The sequence below is a fragment of the Arthrobacter sp. MAHUQ-56 genome, assembly GCF_019710585.1.
Classification (GTDB): domain Bacteria; phylum Actinomycetota; class Actinomycetes; order Actinomycetales; family Micrococcaceae; genus Arthrobacter.
The window spans coordinates 132,667-149,240 of the sequence record NZ_JAIFZQ010000022.1 but is presented as its reverse complement, the minus strand read 5'-3'; the positions used below and the strand labels follow the sequence as shown (position 1 = coordinate 149,240).

Genomic DNA, 16,574 nt, shown 5'->3' with positions numbered 1-16,574 from the left:
CGAACAACGCTACCGCGGTCTCGCGCTGTTCATCAGATAACGAACTACTCTCCTGCATAAAACTGCTCCCCGATAGAAGGACCGATTTCTCAGTCCAACTTTCGGGGAGCAGTTCACTTTCAGGTGCCGGCCCTCGTCGTTTTTTCCTCGGCAAAAGGAAACTTATGGGGCAGCGTCAGTGCTGCTTGGGTTTAGAGCTCGTAGTGTCGGTGGTCTTTCCTGGGCCGGTCTACGGGGCCGGTGGCGGGGCCTGCTGTGAGCAGGCTCAGTTCCAGGATGTCTTCAAGGGGGCTCGCGTCCGGGGAAACGGTATCGTCCTCGGTCATGCGGAAGTGATCGGCCACGCTCGGGACTCCTTGGCTGTACGGGCTGCGGTGTCCTTTCACAGTATCGGCAGTTCCTGCGCGCGGGCTGGAAGTCGCGCCGCCCGCGCAGCGTTTACGCGGCCGGCGGAGCGAAGCGGGGGAGGCCGCCGCGCACCTGGGGAAGATCCAGAGGAGGGCCGGACCCCTTTTGTCGTGGAGTCCGGCCCTCGTTGAAGCTAGCGCTTCAGTCGGCGGTCATAGGCCTTTTTCGGGTCCCGGGTACAGTCCGCGATCAGTCCACGGTTGACCAGTTCGCCCAGCAGCTCGGCCAGCCGGAATCCGGCGACGTCATCCAGTGCGAGCTTGAAGTACCGGGCCGCGAAGCTGGACCGTCCTTTGAGCCATTCCAGCCAGCCGATCAGGCACAGCATCGGGGCGCGCTGCCCTTCCGGTGTGGCTTTCATCAGCTCGAAGGCGACTTCCTGGGCCGTGTCCACGCGGGCCCAGTCCGGTCGGCTCAGGAAGACACCGAGCATCACGGAGGTGAACTGTTCCGGGGCGTGCGGGACGATGTCGCTCATCATGAAGTCCCGGGTGGTGGGGTGCTGCAACGCTCCCGCCAGCTGGTGCGCGGTGTCGGTGGTCAGGCTCTTGGGGTCATCGAGCACCTTGGCCCACGCGGCGCGGCTTGCTTCGAGGTCTTCGGGCCAGCCGTTCGGCTTGTGCGCGGCGATCGCTTCCCGGGCCGTCTCGTCACCGGTGAACGGTGCGGGCGCGGTGAATCCGGTAACGGCGCTCCCCCGATAGATCAGGGCGGCGTTGCCGTTGCTGGTGGTGATGGTGTCCAACGACTGGGCGGGGCAGCAGCTGCTGTCGGTGCAGTGGTAGTTCCGCCACAGTTCGGAGGTCACCAGCCATGCGTCCTGCAGCGGCATTTCTGCGGTTTCCAGTTCCGTGCGCAGTGCCTGCACGTGCCCGGCGTAGGGGCTGCTGCCGTTGCGGGTGGTCTCGTCGGTGTAGATGACCAGCAGGGTGCCGGTGGCGGCTTCGTCAGCGGTCAGGTAGCTGACGATGGTTTGGGCGTAACCAACCGGGTCCTGCCCGAACGGGGCATCCACGCGCAGGGTCGCGCCGAGCTTGTTGCCCTGCACCGTCATCGCGACGAAGGACTCTGTCGGGGTCTCGCCCAGCGTGTGCGGGATGAAGGCCAGGATGTCGGCCGGGCCGGTGAATTTGATGAAGTCGTTCATGGTGTTGCTCCTTCTTGCCGAGAAGTTGGGTGGGTGGGGCGGCTCAGGTGACCGGCCAGCTCCCCTCTCCCCCCGTTGTTTTTGGCTGCTGGCGAAGCTTGCGGAGCTGTGCCCGTGCAGGCCCGTCTACCCGCAGGGCAAGACCCGGGAAATCTTCGAAAGGAAATAAGCGACGAAGGAGCGCCGGAGAAGACTTTCCCGGGCCGCAGGCCCCGGAGGAACGGAGGGGCTAGAGGGGCCGGAACGGGCACGTACAATCCGAAGGACAGCAGCCAAAAACGTCGTAGACACACAAGGTTCAGGGGGTCCGGAGCTCTGCGACGGCGCGCCCTGGACCCAACAGCCGGCCGCGCCAGCGGACGCCCAACAACTGGTTGAAGCGCAGCGGAAACCAGGGCGACCCCAGCGAGCCTGCCCTTCCACCCCCCTGCCTAGGGACAACCCAACGGCACCACAAGCCCTCGGCTTGCCGCCGGCGGCCGCCAACCGTGCACCTGGTCACTGCGGGATTTGCGGTCCGCCGCCGGCGACCACCAACAAAGGCCGGCCACGACGGCGGACCGCCCGCGGTGGCCGGCCCCGAAAGACCGGCCACCCCCGGGCCTATTCGCGGCGGTCGTGCAGCGGGACGGCTCCGTAGTGTCCGGCTGCGCGGCGGAACCGTGAGTCACTGCTGAATATGAACGTGCCGCCGAACATGTACCACGGGGCGGGTTCACCTTCCGGGGTGACCGGCTCGGCGTGGATCACGGTTTCGCGGTGGAAGTGCTCATTCTTCACGAGTCGGACGGCGGGCCGTTCCTCGGTGGCCTCGAAAACCGGGTCGATGCCTTCGCCGATGACGGTTACTTCCATGACGCGGGCGGAGATGCCCCGGTTCGAGAAGTCCGTGCCCAGGGCGTCGCGGTAGACCAGTGCGGTGATGCCTTTGGGGGCGGTGGTGTCGTTGCTCATGTGCTGGCTCCTTCGAAGATGGTGGGGGCTGTACTGCCCGGCTCGCGGCCGGGCAGTACAGCCGTTGTCAGCGCTGGTTAGGCGGCGTCCCGCACGGCGAAGGGCATCCGGTAGCGGCTGGGCAGTTCTGCGGCGGCCTCGGGCAGGTCTGCCGGGCCTTGGGCCTGCCCGTTCTTCCAGTGGTAGAACGCCTGTTCAGTGATCGCGTCCCACAGCCGGGCTTTCGTCCGGTAGTAGGTGCAGGTCACGTCACCCTCGCAATAGGTGGCGATGCCGAACAGGTTGCCGACGCTGTCGGCGGTGCGGGTGACGGCGACCATGACATAGGGCCACTGCCCCAGGTCCCAGCCGTCACAACCCCAGCTGGAGAGCACGGCCCAGCCGTGCTCTTCGATCAATTCCATCCAGTCGCAGCCACCGTTCATGTGGTAATCACCCAGCACGGTCACGCCGTCGATGGTTTCCTCCGTGTCCGCGAGGGTCACGGTCTTTTTGCTTACTGCACTCATGTGGTGTTGCTCCTTCTTGCCGAGAAGTTGGGTGGGTGGGGCGGCTCAGGTGACCGGCCAGCTCCCCTCTCCCCCCGTTGTTTTTGGCTGCTGGCGAAGCTTGCGGAGCTGTGCACGTGCAGGCCCGTCTACCCGCAGGGCAAGACCCGGGAAATCTTCGAAAGGAAATAAGCGACGAAGGAGCGCCGGAGAAGACTTTCCCGGGCCGCAGGCCCCGGAGGAACGGAGGGGCTAGAGGGGCCGGAACGGGCACGTACAATCCGAAGGACAGCAGCCAAAAACGTCGTAGACGCACAGGGCCAGGGGGTCCGGAGCCCTGCGACGGCACGCCCTGGACCCAACAGCCGGCCGCGCCAGCGGACGCCCAACAACTGGTTGAAGCGCAGCGGAAACCAGGGTGCTTCGCATCCCCACGCTTGGCTTCAGGCGGGCAGTGCCGAGAGGCGGACCCACGGACTGCGGCCCGCCTCTCGCCCGTTTTACGTTTCCTGGTCCTTCCGGGTCTTGGCCGTGGCGCGGTAGGCGGTGATGGAAGCGCCGAGTGCCGCCAGGGAGAGCACGAAGTTGATGATGGTCAGAGGCTCCATGATGGTTTCCTTATCGTTGAACAGGACTTAGTCTGGGAAGGAGCCGGTGGGCGCAGCCTTGCGGTTACGACCACCGGGTTCGTGGCTACACCTACTTCCTTGCTTTACGCTTACGCTTCCGAGTTGCCGCTCGGGAGCGTTTGCTCGTTAAGAGCGCGTTCCGCGCGGAGAGCAGAGCGATGACAGCTGTCACCAGGCTCACGACCGCTGTCGCGAGCTTGATGGCTTCGTCGATGCTCATGTAGCCACCTCCTTCCTGCCCCGCCGTGCGAGGCCCCCGCCGTCGCAGCCGGTCGAGGGTGGACCGTCAACCCCGAAGAGTGCGCGGGGAATTCCGCGAAATAAGGGAGCCCTGGCGACCGCGTGGGATTTTCCGTGTGCGTGGGTTGATGGGTCGGGCCCCCGGACGGCTACGATGAGCGGCCTTGTACGGAGAACCACCCAGCCACATGTAAGGAAAAACAAGCACTTACAGGCCGGAGCGCAGCGAAGGACCGGTTCCCTGGGTGCAGCGCAGCGAAGACCAGGGCTTTTGGCCCCGGGTTATGCCCATTGGCGGGCAGGTGGAGCCCTCCGCACAGCTCAAAGCTGTCCCCACTGGGTAAAACCCGGGGCCTCGTTGTCGTACCCGTCGCCCATGATGGGAGCGGCGGCCGGCACCATGGCCGCCATTCTTCGGCGTGTCTATTCGAATATATGTTCTAAGGTTGTGGTATGTCCTCCGAGAATTTTGCGGCCGCGCTGCAGGCGCAGTACGCACGACGGCCGGCCCAATCGGGTTGACCGTGGAAGAGCTCGATTTCGAGCACTTCCCGGTCAAGAACGGATATCCGGGCATCCCGGTGAAGGCGTGGATCCGGTTCCCGAACTGCGCGGAGCTGGTGGACGGTGAAGTCTTTGCCTGGACAGCGAAGGCAGCCGAAGTGACGTGGAAGGACGGGCCGGTCACGTACCGGACCTGGGTGTGGAGTTCGGCGGTCACCCGCCGGGAGGAAATGATGAACAGGAATTTGGGAGAGCGGACCCGTGGCAAGAACAACAACTGACAACCCCCTGGATGTGCCGGTGCAGGTCCGGTTTACCGCCAAAGGCATCCCCCTGGCAGTCAGATACGACGACCGGATCTGGGCCGTAGCCGCCGAACCAGTGCGCTGGTTCACCCGCTCCGACTGGTGGAACACCGCCAAGCGGGCGCCGGTTGGCTGCGGTGACCTGGTGAGCATTGAGCACTGGCAGGTCCAGGTCCGGCTGACCTCTACCTCGGCGCTGCGGACGTTCGAGCTGCGCCGCGACCCGTTGTCGGAGCAGTGGCTGCTGGCTGCCATCACGGACGCAGGGGCTGCCGCCGCCTGATCCAGGCAGGGCTGGCGGCGGTAGCGTGACCCTATGACAGAGGATGTGCCCCCGGCCCTGCATCCGCCCGTGTCCTTGGCCCTGGCTAAGGCCGTTGATTCGATCCCGGCCGAGGCCGCTTTGCCGGGCGGCAGCCGATACGAACCCAAGTGGGACGGTTACAGGGCGTGCGCCCTGGTAGGGGCCAGCGGCGTCTCCTTGTACTCCAGACAGGGCAAGGAATTGTCGAGGTACTTCCCGGAGCTCCTGGAGGCCTTGGTAGGGCAGGTCCCGCCCGGTTGTGTCCTCGATGGTGAGGCCGTGGTTTGGTCCGGTGACCGGCTCGATTTTGACGCCCTGCAGCGGCGTCTGGTCGCGTCAAAGGCCGGCCTGCCGGCCCTGGTCCGGGAACAGCCGGCATCGTTCGTTGCCTTCGACCTCTTGGCTGTCGCCGGGCATGACATCAGGGACACTGCGCTGGAGCAGCGCCGGGAGCTGCTGGAACAACTTGCCGCAGGCTGGGAGCCTCCACTGAACCTCTCCCCCATCACGCAGGACCGCGCCCAGGCGCTCACGTGGTTTGAGGAACTGCACCACGCGGGCCTGGAAGGTCTCGTGGTCAAAGGTGCCGGGCAGAGCTACCAGGGAGGCGTGAGGCAGTGGATCAAAGTGAAGCGCCGCGAATCCCTGGATGTGGTGTGCGCAGCCGTTATCGGCCCGACGGACCGGCCCCAGTACGTCGTGGTCGGCCTGCCCATGGAAGGCCAGCTATGCATTGTTGGACGCTCCACTCCGCTTACGGCCAAGGCTGCACGGAACCTGGCAGCATACCTACACCCGCCGCAAGGCCCCCACCCGTGGCCGGAAGTCATCACCGAAACCATGCTGAACAGGTTCAGCAAGGACAAAGGCCCGGTGACCTTGACGCTAGTGGCGCCCTTGGTGGTGGAGGTTTCCGCCGACGTCGCTTGGACGGGCAACGCCTTCCGCCACCCCCTCAAATTCCTGCGTGCCAGACCAGAACTTGCCCCAACCAGTCTGGAACTCCCACCACACATTAAAAGCCGCTAGGTACCTAAACCCAGGTCGAACGTACGTGCCGGTCGACGAAAAGACATCGATCTGTACGGAGCTGCTTCCGGCAGGACAGGTGAGTTTAATCTGATGGCCTGGCCCATCCTGGTGCCGGATACGGAGGGCCTGGGCGCGTGCATTCGTGGCTTACCTTCTTGATCGCCCGGCCTAGCTTTAGGATTGGCGAAAGTCTCGATAATGGGGGAAAGAATTGTCTTCAACTGAAACCGCCATGCACGGAATCGCAGTCCTCGATATTCATGAGGAAAGGTGGGCAATGTGGCAAGTCTCTGTAAACGCCATGCGTGGACCGCTACGTGCTACTTCTACTAATGCAGTAGTCACAGATGGGTTTGATGAGCGGGTGTTCCGCAGTCTCGCCTATAAGCGGCCCGTGTATCTGACGGCCCGAGCCCGAAAGCACTGCACCGAAACAATCGTCCTGGAGGCCCCACAGTTTGACCCCGAAACGTTCATAGCTGACTGCAGGTCTTGGATAGACCTATTGCAGGACATGTTCTGGGCGGAAAACGACCGCCGCGCCGCATATAACAGCGAAAGAGTAAAAGCCCGTAAGGAAGCCCGCGCCGCCGGCGCTCCCCTCCCTGACTATCGTCGGCAGGCTCCACTCCTAGACATTGATTGGCCCGCGCCGCCACTGCCGCACGCCTGGGAAAGTGCCGTTGAGTGCATGGACCCCGTGAACCAGGAAGCCTTGCGGGTGGCTAATGGCTGCGTGAGGTTGTTGAACTACTGGATAGACATTGAGAACGACCGCCTACGCAAGTCCCGAACCTACTTCAACGGAGTTGGAGGACACTTGGTCAGGTCCTGGCCTGTTCCAGCGTCGGCGGTAGGAGAAGCTAGTGCCTGAATCAATGTTCGCAGTCGTCGATGTTGAGACTACGGGCCTTTTCACCGCAATGAACCACCGGGTCGCGGAAATCGGTGTAGTTCGAGTTGATGCAACCGGCAAAGTGATCGACCGCTGGGAAACTTTGGTGAACCCCGGGAGAGATCTGGGACCTCAGCGGATCCATGGAATTCGAGCAGCAGACATCATTGATGCCCCGACTTTCAAACAGGTTGCCCCAGCCTTGTTGGATGTCCTGGAAGGATCCATCATGGTGGCGCACAACCTGAGGTTTGACGCTGAATTTTTGGCCAATGAATTCTCTCGAGCAGATATCTCGCTTCCGAAAGAATTCCTCGGTGGGCTCTGTACGATGCGCCTTGCTCATGACTATGTTCAAGGAAACGCAAGATCCCTCGAGCACTGCTGCGAGTTTCTGAGCGTGGAAAACTATAACGCCCACTGTGCCGGGGATGACGCTTTAGCTGCGGCCACATTGCTAGGCCGGTACATTGATATGGACCCCACGCGCCCAGACTGGGAGTATGCGCTGACGTCTGCCCGTCGTATCACTTGGCCCTCATACACTTCATCTCGGCAGACGTTCAAGCCGGCACTTCGTCCCGCAGGGGAACGTGTGGAGAGGCATTTCCTTTCTCGGATCACTTCCCACATGCCAGAATTCACTGGACCCGAGGAACATGAGCAATACCTCGAACTGCTATCAAAAGCCATGTTGGACCTACACCTTTCTGTACATGAGACGCGTGAACTGTTGAAGCTGGCAGATGAGCTCGGGATAAGCCGGGAAAGGTGCCTGAATTTACACCATTACTACCTCGAGCAACTCATACGGGCGGCATGGGCCGATGGCGTCGTTACTAACCAGGAGCGCGATAGTCTCTATCTGGCAGCAGACCTCCTCGCCATCAGCCGGGAGGTCGTCGACCAAAAGCTAGCTTCGCCTCCTGCGCCATGCCCGCCAGTCGCTTCCCCCACTCACAGCGTCCGACCGGGCGCCGTAATTGTCCTTACCGGAGCGATGTCGAGAGAACGAGCCGAGCTCGCAGGCTTTCTCACCGAAATGCAGTACACGGTCGCGGATGGAGTTACCAAGAAAACTGATCTAGTCGTGGCAGCCGACCCGGATAGCCTCTCCGGCAAGGCGGCGAAGGCACGGAAATACGGCATACCTGTTGTTAAGGAGCAGTACCTCTACGACGTCATTGGCGTGCCCAGCCTAAGCCTCTAACCTGCGCTTGGGCTGCGCTACTAAGCCGGCGGTGTCGCCGGGTGACGCCCTGGTGGTGCGGCAAGGCAGAGCCTTCCTGTACCCGTGCGGACGCTTAGGGCCCGGTCGGAGCGCGATCGCCGCACTTTGGGTGGTCGCCACGTTCGAGCTTATGGGGGGTGGCCTTGCCTCGATGGCCTCACAGTGGCTCAGAAGGTCTCCCGTCGCTTCGGACATCACATGTCTTCCGCACACGAAGCCCTTCCGCCTGAGCGGCCCGGTCCGAAAACCGGTGGTGCCCACCTCCTAGCTCATGGACGTGTCCATTTGAGGAAGCTAAGCAGGCTGCGCACAACAAGATCGAGCATGGACGGGACTGACCAAGATTTGGTGGCCGGTGGTGTGACCGCCGCCGCCTGGGCCAAAGGGACACGTCGGTCCCCCTCGGCTACGAGGTTCTCGTAGACACAGGCAGCGTTTGTCTTGGCTGGGACGTGCTCGAGTCGGTGACTGGTGAGACTGAAACGAAGTGGCCCGGGTTCGCCAAACCGCGACGGAGCTGCGACAAGCGACACGAACAGGGCCAACTGCGACGCCATAACCGAGGCTGACAGCATCGTGACGTTTTGCTTGCCGGCTTCAGGCTGACAGTCCTTTTCTATGTATGTGGGGTTATCGAAGAGGCCCAGCCGGTCGCGTGACACCTGAGCGGGATCGAGCTGTCCGTTGCACTGTAGGCAGGGGCGGCCGGGCCGAATAACGTGCGTGCGGTAGGTCGCGTTGCGCATCTCCCCGGTGCTGAAGGTGTCAATTCCGATCCCGCCGTCGATGACGGGGATGAGGTCGGTGTAGGCAATCTGATTTAGGACGGCCCGTGGCCAGGGCCGATCGACGCAGGAGAAGATTACGTCGTAGTCGAGAGCCGTGCTTTGTCCTTCGATGGTCGTGACATTGAGGTGGTGGCCCCTGAACCGGAAGTCGGCTGCGGTTGCCGTGTTGGTGCATGCTCGTTGTGCGACGTCTATTTTGGGGATTTTGAGCCTAGCGTCGCGGCGGGTGGCGGCGACCAGTCGGTCTCGGTTTACCTCCTCCACTACATCGAAGTCCATAACTCCAATTTCTTGGATCCCCGTGGCCGCGAGCCGGATTGCGAGGTCCATGCCAACGCTGCCGGAACCGACTACCAAGACGCGTAGACGGGCGATGCTGGATTGCGTGCGCTCTCCCCATGCCGACACTGTGCGCAGTTGGCTGGGCATCGCGGAAGGTGCCGGCACGAGCCGCCCGTTCCAGCTGACCTGTAATCGGGCGCCCACGACGCGCACGCTCTCCGCCGCAAAGTAGTTCCCTTCGGCACTCCACCGGCGTGCCGACCATCTCTCATCGAGGCCCGCAAGCGTCATGCCGATCAGCGGCAGTCCGGTGACCTGGGCGACCATGTGTGCATAGGAGCTTTCCGCGTCCGCATCGAGTTCGCTGAGGTCTTGCCACCCGCGCCCACCTGGGTGTGAATGGAGGATAACCACTCCAAGACCACGATTGCGGGCTTCCCGTGCCACTCGCAAGACGTACCCGCCTGTGACGGTTGCGTTGCCGTGAACCTCGCGGTCATCATCGAGAGGAAGACAGACTTCGCGGATAAGCACGGTGTCGCGACGAGCACCTGTCGACGGTGCGTACATCGCCAGGCAGAGGTCCTCGTCGCCGTCCTCGCGGATAAGGTGTTTTGTAAGGGCCTCGTGGATGGCAGCGGTCATCGCGACAGACAGTCGTCTGGCGCTCACGACGTTGCTCCGGCCAAAACGCTACGTACGTGGGAGAGCCACGCCAGACCGTGGTTGACCTCTTGGGCCCAGCTTTGGATGTCGCGGGAGTGCCCGAGCCAACGGGGATGCGTGGAGGGCTGTGTATTTGACCCGGGGATCACGACTTCTTCTGGGATATGCACCCAGTGTGGCGGAGTTGCAGGCCATAGCTGTGCTTCAGCCTCGGCGACCCCGGTCTGGACCTGCTGGTCGGCCCAGGCTCCGTGGTTGGGTTTTACGGTGTATGTGAGTAGCCCGTGACGGAGCACGGGCATGGCGCCGAGCGCTTCGAGAGACTTCATCATGGCGTTGATCCCGTGCTCCATCGCTTCCTCCTCAGGCAACCGGAGCGCTGGTGCGCACGGTAATGAAGGCATCGCCCTCATGGACGATTACCTGCTGCTCCGCTTTGTAGGCCGCGCCGTCGCCGTGCAGCTTGGCCAGCTCGTACATCGTCGCGTCCAACCCAGCGAGGGCGAGGATGGAACCAGCGGTCTGGTGCTTGGCATCTACCCTGAATTCGACATTGTCCACACTGAAGGTGACGGTTCCGTTCGGCTTCTTTTCAGTGGTCATGACTTTTCTCCTTGCTGTTTTCGAGCCGCCGAAGCCTCTCTCCGGCGTCCTCTCAGCAAGTAGACGAGACAGTCCCCTAGGGTGTTAGCGACACTCCTCGCATAGGCCCTTGACGAGTAGGCTTGGCCTGAACTTCAAGAAGCAGCCGCCCCCACACATAACCAGCTCGTCATCCTGCCGGTCGCAGCGGCACTTTCTGCAAGCGCGGCAGGACACCTGGTGACACTTCGAGCAGGGGAACCCGCGAACCCGCTGTGTCAGCCCGCAGCAGTTCACTTCTCGTTCAGGCCGTTGGTCGAACTCGCGTGGTGCCACTGGGTGAAACCTTTCGGCACCCCAGAGATCGGTGTCCGCCATCACTACCACCCAACGGCCGCGCACCTCGACAGCGTCCAGGTAAAAGTCGGCTGATAGGCCCCACGGCATCGCCCAGAAGCTGCGCCGACGTATAAATCCTCCGGCGCGAATGCTTCGGAGTGGGTGGCCAGGCGGGACAGACTGGCCCGGCCAGGGGTAAACCTTCGGCCAGCCCCGTTCAGGATCGGGATGGACGCTCGCATAGCCTACGACCGCCGAGCCGAGATCTGGGTCGGCTTCGATGATTAGGACGGCGCCGACTCCGGAAAGCCTCGAGGCAAGAGCGATGGCACATGCCGGCAGGCTGGCGTTGCTCCGTTCATAGAGCTCGAGGACGTGCCGGGCCTGTACGGCGGAGCCTCCCAGGACCTGGTCGATGTCGGATTCGCCAAGAAGCAGCCGTTGGGCAATGCGGTCGCAGATCGTCTCGAGTTCCTGGTTAGGATCAGCCTGCTCAAAAAGCCAGTCGTAAATAGCCGGGGTCTGATCAATTAGCCAGTGACCTAGTTCGTGCGCCAAGGTGAAGTTCTCCCGGCGGCTCTGGGGAGTCGGGGCATAAAGGATCACTCCGTCCCTTAAAAAGGAGACGCCGTCGCATGCTCCGCCATCGCCGCGCTGATCGCTGAGGTGTTCTGCGTGCCGAACCTTTAGCCCTAGTCCGTCCCGGAGGACCGTTTTGGGATCTGCAGCGAACTCCACGCGGATCTTCTGTGTGAGTATCGACAGTGCTGCTTCAACGCACTCCTCCAGTGTTCTCATCTGTCCTGTTCTGTCTCCAACGCATGAACGAGTGACTCCAGCGAGGCCAGCATCTGCTCCTGATCGGGCATGTCCCCGCGGTGAACTGTGGCCAGCATGCGTGACTTCATGGCCGATTCCGCCATCTCCACGGAGATCTGCCGTATGGTGGCAAATCGTTGAACGAGGTCACGGAATCGTGGAGAAGCGGCGATGTTCTCGGCTACCTCCACGAGCGCGGTTCGCTGTGGCTGAGAGCGAGCCACAAGGCGTTCGGGCTCACTGTGCACTTCCTCCGCTATCGCCTTGATCAGAGCCGGCGGGACGTCCGGTGCGGGACGTGTTTGCCACCGGAAGACATCGGAGGCATCAATCTTCCAACCGCGCGCATTAAGGCGGCTCGCCAACGCAGTGGGCTTAACGCGGCTTGTCTTGCAGGCTCGCGCAAGTGCCTTTGCGTCGAGCTGAAAGTTCGGATCTGGAACCACGCCCAGCATCGCCGCCACTGGGTCCTTTTCTAAGGGAGGCGCGCTGTGTGCGGCTTCCCAGACCAAATCTCCAGCATCAAGCAGCTTCAGAGCTTCTTCGCGGCGATTAGCGTCAATCCGGGCAAGTATCTGCTCACGCTGCGGGCCAGGTGGCGCCTCCAGCAATCGCTCCAAGAGTCGATCTGTCTCTTCGTTCATAAGTGCAGCTCCTTGGCCTCCAGGAGGCTTATCAATTTCTTTCTCGCCTTCGATGCAATCTGCCTAACCCTCGAACCCGATATGCCGAGTTCGTCGGCTACTTGCTGGGAGGACCGCTCCAGCCCCGCGCATTGCCACAACACATAGGCTGCCTGCGGATCCCAAGCTTCCATCTCAGCCATAGCCGCCCGCACTGTCTGCACGGTCTGCTGTCGACTGAGTAGTTCCACGACTTCGGAGGCCGGGTCGTCCTCGACTTCGTCACCGCCAAGTCGGTCACCCTCCGTCGGCGTGGCTTCGGCGAGCAAGAGCTGCTCGTGACGGTGGGCGGCTGACTTCCACAGGTCCCGGATCTTGTTCTGAACAGCCCGGACCAGGTACGCCTCCCAATTCCCAACGGAGTCGGGCGGATTTTTGAGAATCGCAACCATCACCTCTCCAATCACGTCCACGGCTTGGTTGTGGTGGTCGGTGCGGAGCATGGCGTAGGCAACTCTGTACATCGCTTCACGGTGCTTCAGGAAGACGGCGGCGACGTCAAGGGAAACCGTTGATACGTCTGCTTCTGAAACCACATCTTGTCGTGGATCCATTTTCTCCCTTGCCGATCAGGACTTCACGAAACGAGGCTAACCCTCCGAAGACTAGTTGTGCGAGGTAGACGAGAACGGCACGTTACGCGTTAGCGGCTGAGTGGTCGAAACATAATTACGACTAGGGCGGCGAAGTGGCGTCGCACTTCTGCCTGTGCTGAGCGCCGACGGCGCGTTGAAGCATCTGCAAGCACCCGGTACGAGAGCATCGAGCAATGGAACTGCTCGCCTCACTCGTCGACATTCTTAAAACAGTCGCGATGCCCCTAGGAATAGCACTCGTTACTGCTCAAGTGACGCTCAAAGCTGGGCGTCAACAAATTCGTGCTCACGCAGCTGAGCGCCATGAGAGCCGCCAGTATGAACACGAAAAACGCCTCGAGGATAACGGAGCGTCAGCGCGTGCTGTCCGAGGCGAGACCATCGAAGACATCAGTGACGCCATCGACCAATACATGGAGGATGTCCGGAGCGAGAAGAACCCCACCACTGCTGCTGTAACACGCTCACTATTCCGACTCTCTACCCGGTGCTCTGCAGACCACTTGGCCGATACATGTCGAAGTTACGTTGAAGACGCTGCTCATGCCCCGGACCGGGGGCATGCAGTAGATGCGATGCTCGATATCCGCCGGCGCCTACTTGGATGGCATATCGACCATCTCACCCTCGAAGACACAGAGCGCCTTATACAGGAGGGCCACAGGGAACTAGTGGAGCACCTCGACGATATCCGAGCGGCTGAGGGCGCGAGTTAATGAAGAGACGCTGACGCTGAGTATCTGCGCGGTCTCATTGAGAGTCTTTCCCTGGCTGCGCAGCTGCCGGGCGGCCTCCGTTTTCGAAGGAGTCATCGTTCGAGGGCGGCCGCCAAGTCGCCCTCGTGCTTTGGCCGCCGCTAGACCGTCCTTCGTCCGTTCGGAAAGCCGGGACCGCTCGTACTCAGCCAGGGAGGCGAACATGTCAAAAATGAGCTTGCCGTGTGCGCTCGTTGTATCGAGCCAGGGTTCAGCGAGAGAGCGGAAACCTATCCCCCGCTGTCCTAGCACCGTTACGATATCGGCCAAATCCGCAGTGCTACGGCCCAGCCTCGTTAGATCAGTGACTGCCAGGACGTTCCCGGGCTGTAGGTAATCAAGGCATTCCTTCCAGCGCGTCCTTGCCTGGGTGGCGCCGGAGGCGTACTCCTGAAACACGCGCACTGCCCCTGCGGCGACGAGTGCATCCACCTGGGAATCCAGCGATTGCCCGCGGGTACTTACCCGCGCATACCCAAACCAGTTTTGACCAAGGATATGAGTGCATTTTCTTCATTTCGCGAAGGCATGCCGTGGAGAGGTCAGAAACGGTCGTTATTGACCCAACCATTGTCACCGGGGGTTCCTGAACACCTTCGCTTAGTGGCGACTGCATTACACGCAACCTGTCTAGACTTGTTTGAGAGATTGAGTCTGGAAAGGATGGATTGCCGTGGCGGCCAGGTACGTAACGATCGCTGAGGATCTGCAGGCCCGGATCGCCGAAGGGCAGTGGGAGGTGGGCGCCTTCCTTGCGTCCGAGCCGGAACTCGCATCCAAGTATGGGGTGTCTCGGGAAACGCTCCGTGCGGCGCTCAGGCAACTTGAGGATGCCGGCCTGATTGCCAGGCGCAAGGGCCAGGGTACGCGGGTTGTCAGGCTCCAGCCGGTGCAGGAATTCCACACAAAGCTCTCCTCGATCGAGGAATTGGCGCAGTATGGGCGGACGGCTGAGCGCACCATCCTCTCCGTCGAAGAGGTGGCTGTTGACGGCCCTTTGGCTGATGAGCTGGGACTGCCCGAAGGTACGGTGCGCACAGTCATCACATCAACCCGACGGGATCCTGCGGAGGGCGGCCGGCCGGCGTCCTGGGCAAAGGTCTATATTTCTCCCGCGGATGCACCCCTCATTCAGGGGGAACTCAAGGACAGTGACCGGCTCGTCGCTGATCTAATCGCCGAGCGCACCGGCCGCCAAGTCATCCGGGTTCTGCAGCAGATCAAAGCAACCGTACTGGACGAGGAAGCTGCCAAGGCGTTGGGGGAAATACCCGGCTCCGTGGCCCTGCGGCTGACGAGGCGTTATATCGATGCCGACGGCGGGATCCTTGCTGTCGCGATCAGCACACACCCGGCCACCCGCTTCGTCTACGAATCAGTCCTCGAGCGCGGCTAGAACCGCCTCTCGGTCGGCTGCTGCAAAACCGGCCTTGACATAACGCCATGACATGCCTCACATTTGTCTAGACAGAAAATGTGTCTAGACAAGTGAGGCGTCAATGAAGTCGCAAGAACAGCTCCTGGAATCAGCAGTTCCCCGGCCAAAGAAAGCCTGGTACCGGGGCCTGGGCGCGCAGGTCATGATTGCCATGGCCCTGGGTATCATCGTGGGCTTTGCCTTCCCCGGCTTCTCGGCCCAGCTCAAGATTGTCGGGGATCTCTTCCTGGCTCTGATCAAGGCAGGTATCGCCCCGCTGGTCTTCCTGACCGTGGTGCTGGGCATCCTCTCGGCCGGCAACCTCAAGCAGGCAAGCAGGATCGGGTTCTCCGCCCTGATCTACTTCGAAGTGGTCTCGACCATCGCACTCGCCCTTGGACTTCTTGCCGCTAACCTGCTCCATGTCGGCGAAGGTGCCGGCGCACTCACCGCTAATAGCGGCAAGCCTCCGGCCACGGACGGCGACCACTCCTTTGCCGGGTTCCTGAAGGGCATCTTCCCGGAGAACTTCTTCGGTGCCTTCACGTCCGGACAGCTGCTGCAGGTCGTCATCCTCGCCGTGATCTTCGGCGCCGGCCTCCTGACCCTCAAGCCCGCAGTCCTGGGCAAGATCCAGGGCGGCCTCGACACCGTCTCCGAGGCCTTCTTCGGCTTCATCAACGTGATCATGAAGCTCGCACCCATCGGCGCCTTCGGTGCCATCGCCTACTCTGTCGGCACCAACGGCAGCGCCATGCTGATTGCGCTCGCCCAGCTGGTCCTCGAATACTGGGCCGTCGTCGCCCTGTTCATCACCGTGGTCCTCGGCCTGGTCTGCCTGATCGCAGGGTTCAACGTCTTCCGCATCCTGCGCTTCGTGAAGGTCGAAATGTCCCTCGTGCTCGGCACCGCGTCCTCCGAATCGGCTCTGCCCGGACTGCTGAAGAAACTCACCGCCATGGGCTGCTCCAAGCAGAGCGTCGGACTCGTGGTTCCCACCGGCTACGCCTTCAACCTTGACGGCACCTCGCTTTACATGTCGATCTGCACCATCTTCCTGGCCAACGCCTTCGGCGTTCACATGGGACTGGGCGAGCAGCTGGGCCTGATGGCCATCATGCTGCTGACCTCCAAGGGTGCAGCCACTGTCTCCGGCGGCACCTATGTCGTCTTTGCTTCCACTGTGGCCGCCACCGGATACCTCCCGCTGGAAGGCGTCGCGATCCTCTTCGGCGTCTACCGGTTCATGTCCATGGCAACCGCCTTCTGCAACACCTTCGGCAATGTCGTGGCCACCATCGTTGTCTCCAAGATGACCAAGGAAATGGACGTCCAGAAGGTCCGCCGTGCCCTGGCCGACCCAGCAGCGTTCTTCGCCGAAATGGACCGCCAGGAAACCTTGGAAGCAGCTTCCCCTACCGGGCACGGCATCGCCGCTGAAACCCCAGCCTTAGCCACCAGCGGCACCCCCGAAATCGTCTCGACCGCCTCCACGAAATAAAGGACCACC

18 protein-coding genes are annotated in these 16,574 nt (G+C 62.0%); 7 read left to right on the top strand and 11 right to left on the bottom strand.

Annotation, left to right across the window (positions count from 1 at the left end):
- Positions 1-191 precede the first annotated feature (191 nt).
- From K4G53_RS19400 to K4G53_RS19380, 5 genes are all read right to left on the bottom strand, one after another.
- Positions 192-344 (bottom strand): hypothetical protein, encoded by a 153-nt coding sequence (locus K4G53_RS19400; protein WP_221387316.1) that lies wholly within the window; start codon positions 342-344, stop codon positions 192-194.
- Positions 345-541: 197 nt separating this feature from the next.
- Entirely contained in the window at positions 542-1,555 is a 1,014-nt protein-coding gene (locus K4G53_RS19395; RefSeq protein ID WP_221387315.1) for a DUF4192 domain-containing protein, read from the bottom strand.
- 603 nt (positions 1,556-2,158) lie between these two features.
- Entirely contained in the window at positions 2,159-2,509 is a 351-nt protein-coding gene (locus K4G53_RS19390) for a hypothetical protein (RefSeq protein ID WP_120693049.1), read from the bottom strand.
- 77 nt (positions 2,510-2,586) lie between these two features.
- On the bottom strand, positions 2,587-3,018 hold the full coding sequence (locus K4G53_RS19385; protein ID WP_221387314.1) for a hypothetical protein: 432 nt from the start codon (positions 3,016-3,018) through the stop codon (positions 2,587-2,589).
- A 678-nt stretch (positions 3,019-3,696) separates the two neighbouring features.
- Positions 3,697-3,846 (bottom strand): hypothetical protein, encoded by a 150-nt coding sequence (locus K4G53_RS19380; RefSeq protein WP_221387313.1) that lies wholly within the window; start codon positions 3,844-3,846, stop codon positions 3,697-3,699.
- 544 nt (positions 3,847-4,390) lie between these two features.
- On the opposite strand from K4G53_RS19380, the gene K4G53_RS19375 reads away from it, so the two are divergent.
- From K4G53_RS19375 to K4G53_RS19360, 4 genes are all read left to right on the top strand, one after another.
- Positions 4,391-4,651: a hypothetical protein gene (locus K4G53_RS19375; RefSeq protein WP_308287933.1), complete on the top strand. Its 261-nt coding sequence runs from the start codon at positions 4,391-4,393 to the stop codon at positions 4,649-4,651.
- Complete coding sequence (locus tag K4G53_RS19370) at positions 4,632-4,958, top strand: hypothetical protein (RefSeq protein ID WP_308287932.1); 327 nt, start codon at positions 4,632-4,634, stop codon at positions 4,956-4,958. The genes K4G53_RS19375 and K4G53_RS19370 overlap by 20 nt, the downstream gene beginning before the upstream one ends.
- A 33-nt stretch (positions 4,959-4,991) precedes the next feature.
- Positions 4,992-6,008: an ATP-dependent DNA ligase gene (locus tag K4G53_RS19365; protein WP_221387312.1), complete on the top strand. Its 1,017-nt coding sequence runs from the start codon at positions 4,992-4,994 to the stop codon at positions 6,006-6,008.
- A gap of 869 nt (positions 6,009-6,877) precedes the next feature.
- The gene (locus K4G53_RS19360; RefSeq protein ID WP_221387311.1) at positions 6,878-8,116 is read left to right on the top strand and encodes an exonuclease domain-containing protein; all 1,239 of its coding nucleotides are present in this window, start codon (positions 6,878-6,880) and stop codon (positions 8,114-8,116) included.
- A gap of 290 nt (positions 8,117-8,406) precedes the next feature.
- On the opposite strand, the gene K4G53_RS19355 is transcribed toward K4G53_RS19360, so the two are convergent.
- From K4G53_RS19355 to K4G53_RS19335, 5 genes are all read right to left on the bottom strand, one after another.
- Positions 8,407-9,852 carry a ThiF family adenylyltransferase gene (locus K4G53_RS19355; RefSeq protein ID WP_221387310.1) on the bottom strand — a complete coding sequence of 482 codons (1,446 nt, stop codon included), beginning with the start codon at positions 9,850-9,852 and terminating at the stop codon, positions 8,407-8,409.
- Between the two features lie 384 nt (positions 9,853-10,236).
- Positions 10,237-10,476, bottom strand: coding sequence for a hypothetical protein (locus K4G53_RS19350; RefSeq protein ID WP_221387309.1), 240 nt, complete (start codon positions 10,474-10,476; stop codon positions 10,237-10,239).
- Positions 10,477-10,560: 84 nt separating this feature from the next.
- Positions 10,561-11,592 carry an ImmA/IrrE family metallo-endopeptidase gene (locus K4G53_RS19345; RefSeq protein WP_221387308.1) on the bottom strand — a complete coding sequence of 344 codons (1,032 nt, stop codon included), beginning with the start codon at positions 11,590-11,592 and terminating at the stop codon, positions 10,561-10,563.
- On the bottom strand, positions 11,589-12,257 hold the full coding sequence (locus K4G53_RS19340; protein ID WP_221387307.1) for a hypothetical protein: 669 nt from the start codon (positions 12,255-12,257) through the stop codon (positions 11,589-11,591). Before K4G53_RS19340 ends, K4G53_RS19345 begins: the two co-directional genes overlap by 4 nt.
- Complete coding sequence (locus K4G53_RS19335; RefSeq protein WP_221387306.1) at positions 12,254-12,850, bottom strand: RNA polymerase sigma factor; 597 nt, start codon at positions 12,848-12,850, stop codon at positions 12,254-12,256. The genes K4G53_RS19340 and K4G53_RS19335 overlap by 4 nt, the downstream gene beginning before the upstream one ends.
- Before the next feature lie 215 nt (positions 12,851-13,065).
- On the opposite strand from K4G53_RS19335, the gene K4G53_RS19330 reads away from it, so the two are divergent.
- Positions 13,066-13,608, top strand: a complete 543-nt coding sequence (locus K4G53_RS19330; RefSeq protein WP_221387305.1) for a hypothetical protein — start codon at positions 13,066-13,068, stop codon at positions 13,606-13,608.
- On the opposite strand, the gene K4G53_RS19325 is transcribed toward K4G53_RS19330, so the two are convergent.
- Positions 13,561-14,145, bottom strand: a complete 585-nt coding sequence (locus tag K4G53_RS19325; protein WP_221387324.1) for a recombinase family protein — start codon at positions 14,143-14,145, stop codon at positions 13,561-13,563. The genes K4G53_RS19330 and K4G53_RS19325 overlap by 48 nt on opposite strands.
- A gap of 175 nt (positions 14,146-14,320) precedes the next feature.
- Here K4G53_RS19325 and K4G53_RS21490 point away from each other — a divergent pair, with 175 nt between their 5' ends.
- On the top strand, positions 14,321-15,043 hold the full coding sequence (locus tag K4G53_RS21490) for a GntR family transcriptional regulator (RefSeq protein ID WP_221387304.1): 723 nt from the start codon (positions 14,321-14,323) through the stop codon (positions 15,041-15,043).
- A gap of 103 nt (positions 15,044-15,146) precedes the next feature.
- Positions 15,147-16,565 carry a cation:dicarboxylate symporter family transporter gene (locus K4G53_RS19315; protein ID WP_221387303.1) on the top strand — a complete coding sequence of 473 codons (1,419 nt, stop codon included), beginning with the start codon at positions 15,147-15,149 and terminating at the stop codon, positions 16,563-16,565.
- The last annotated feature ends 9 nt before the right edge of the window (positions 16,566-16,574 follow it).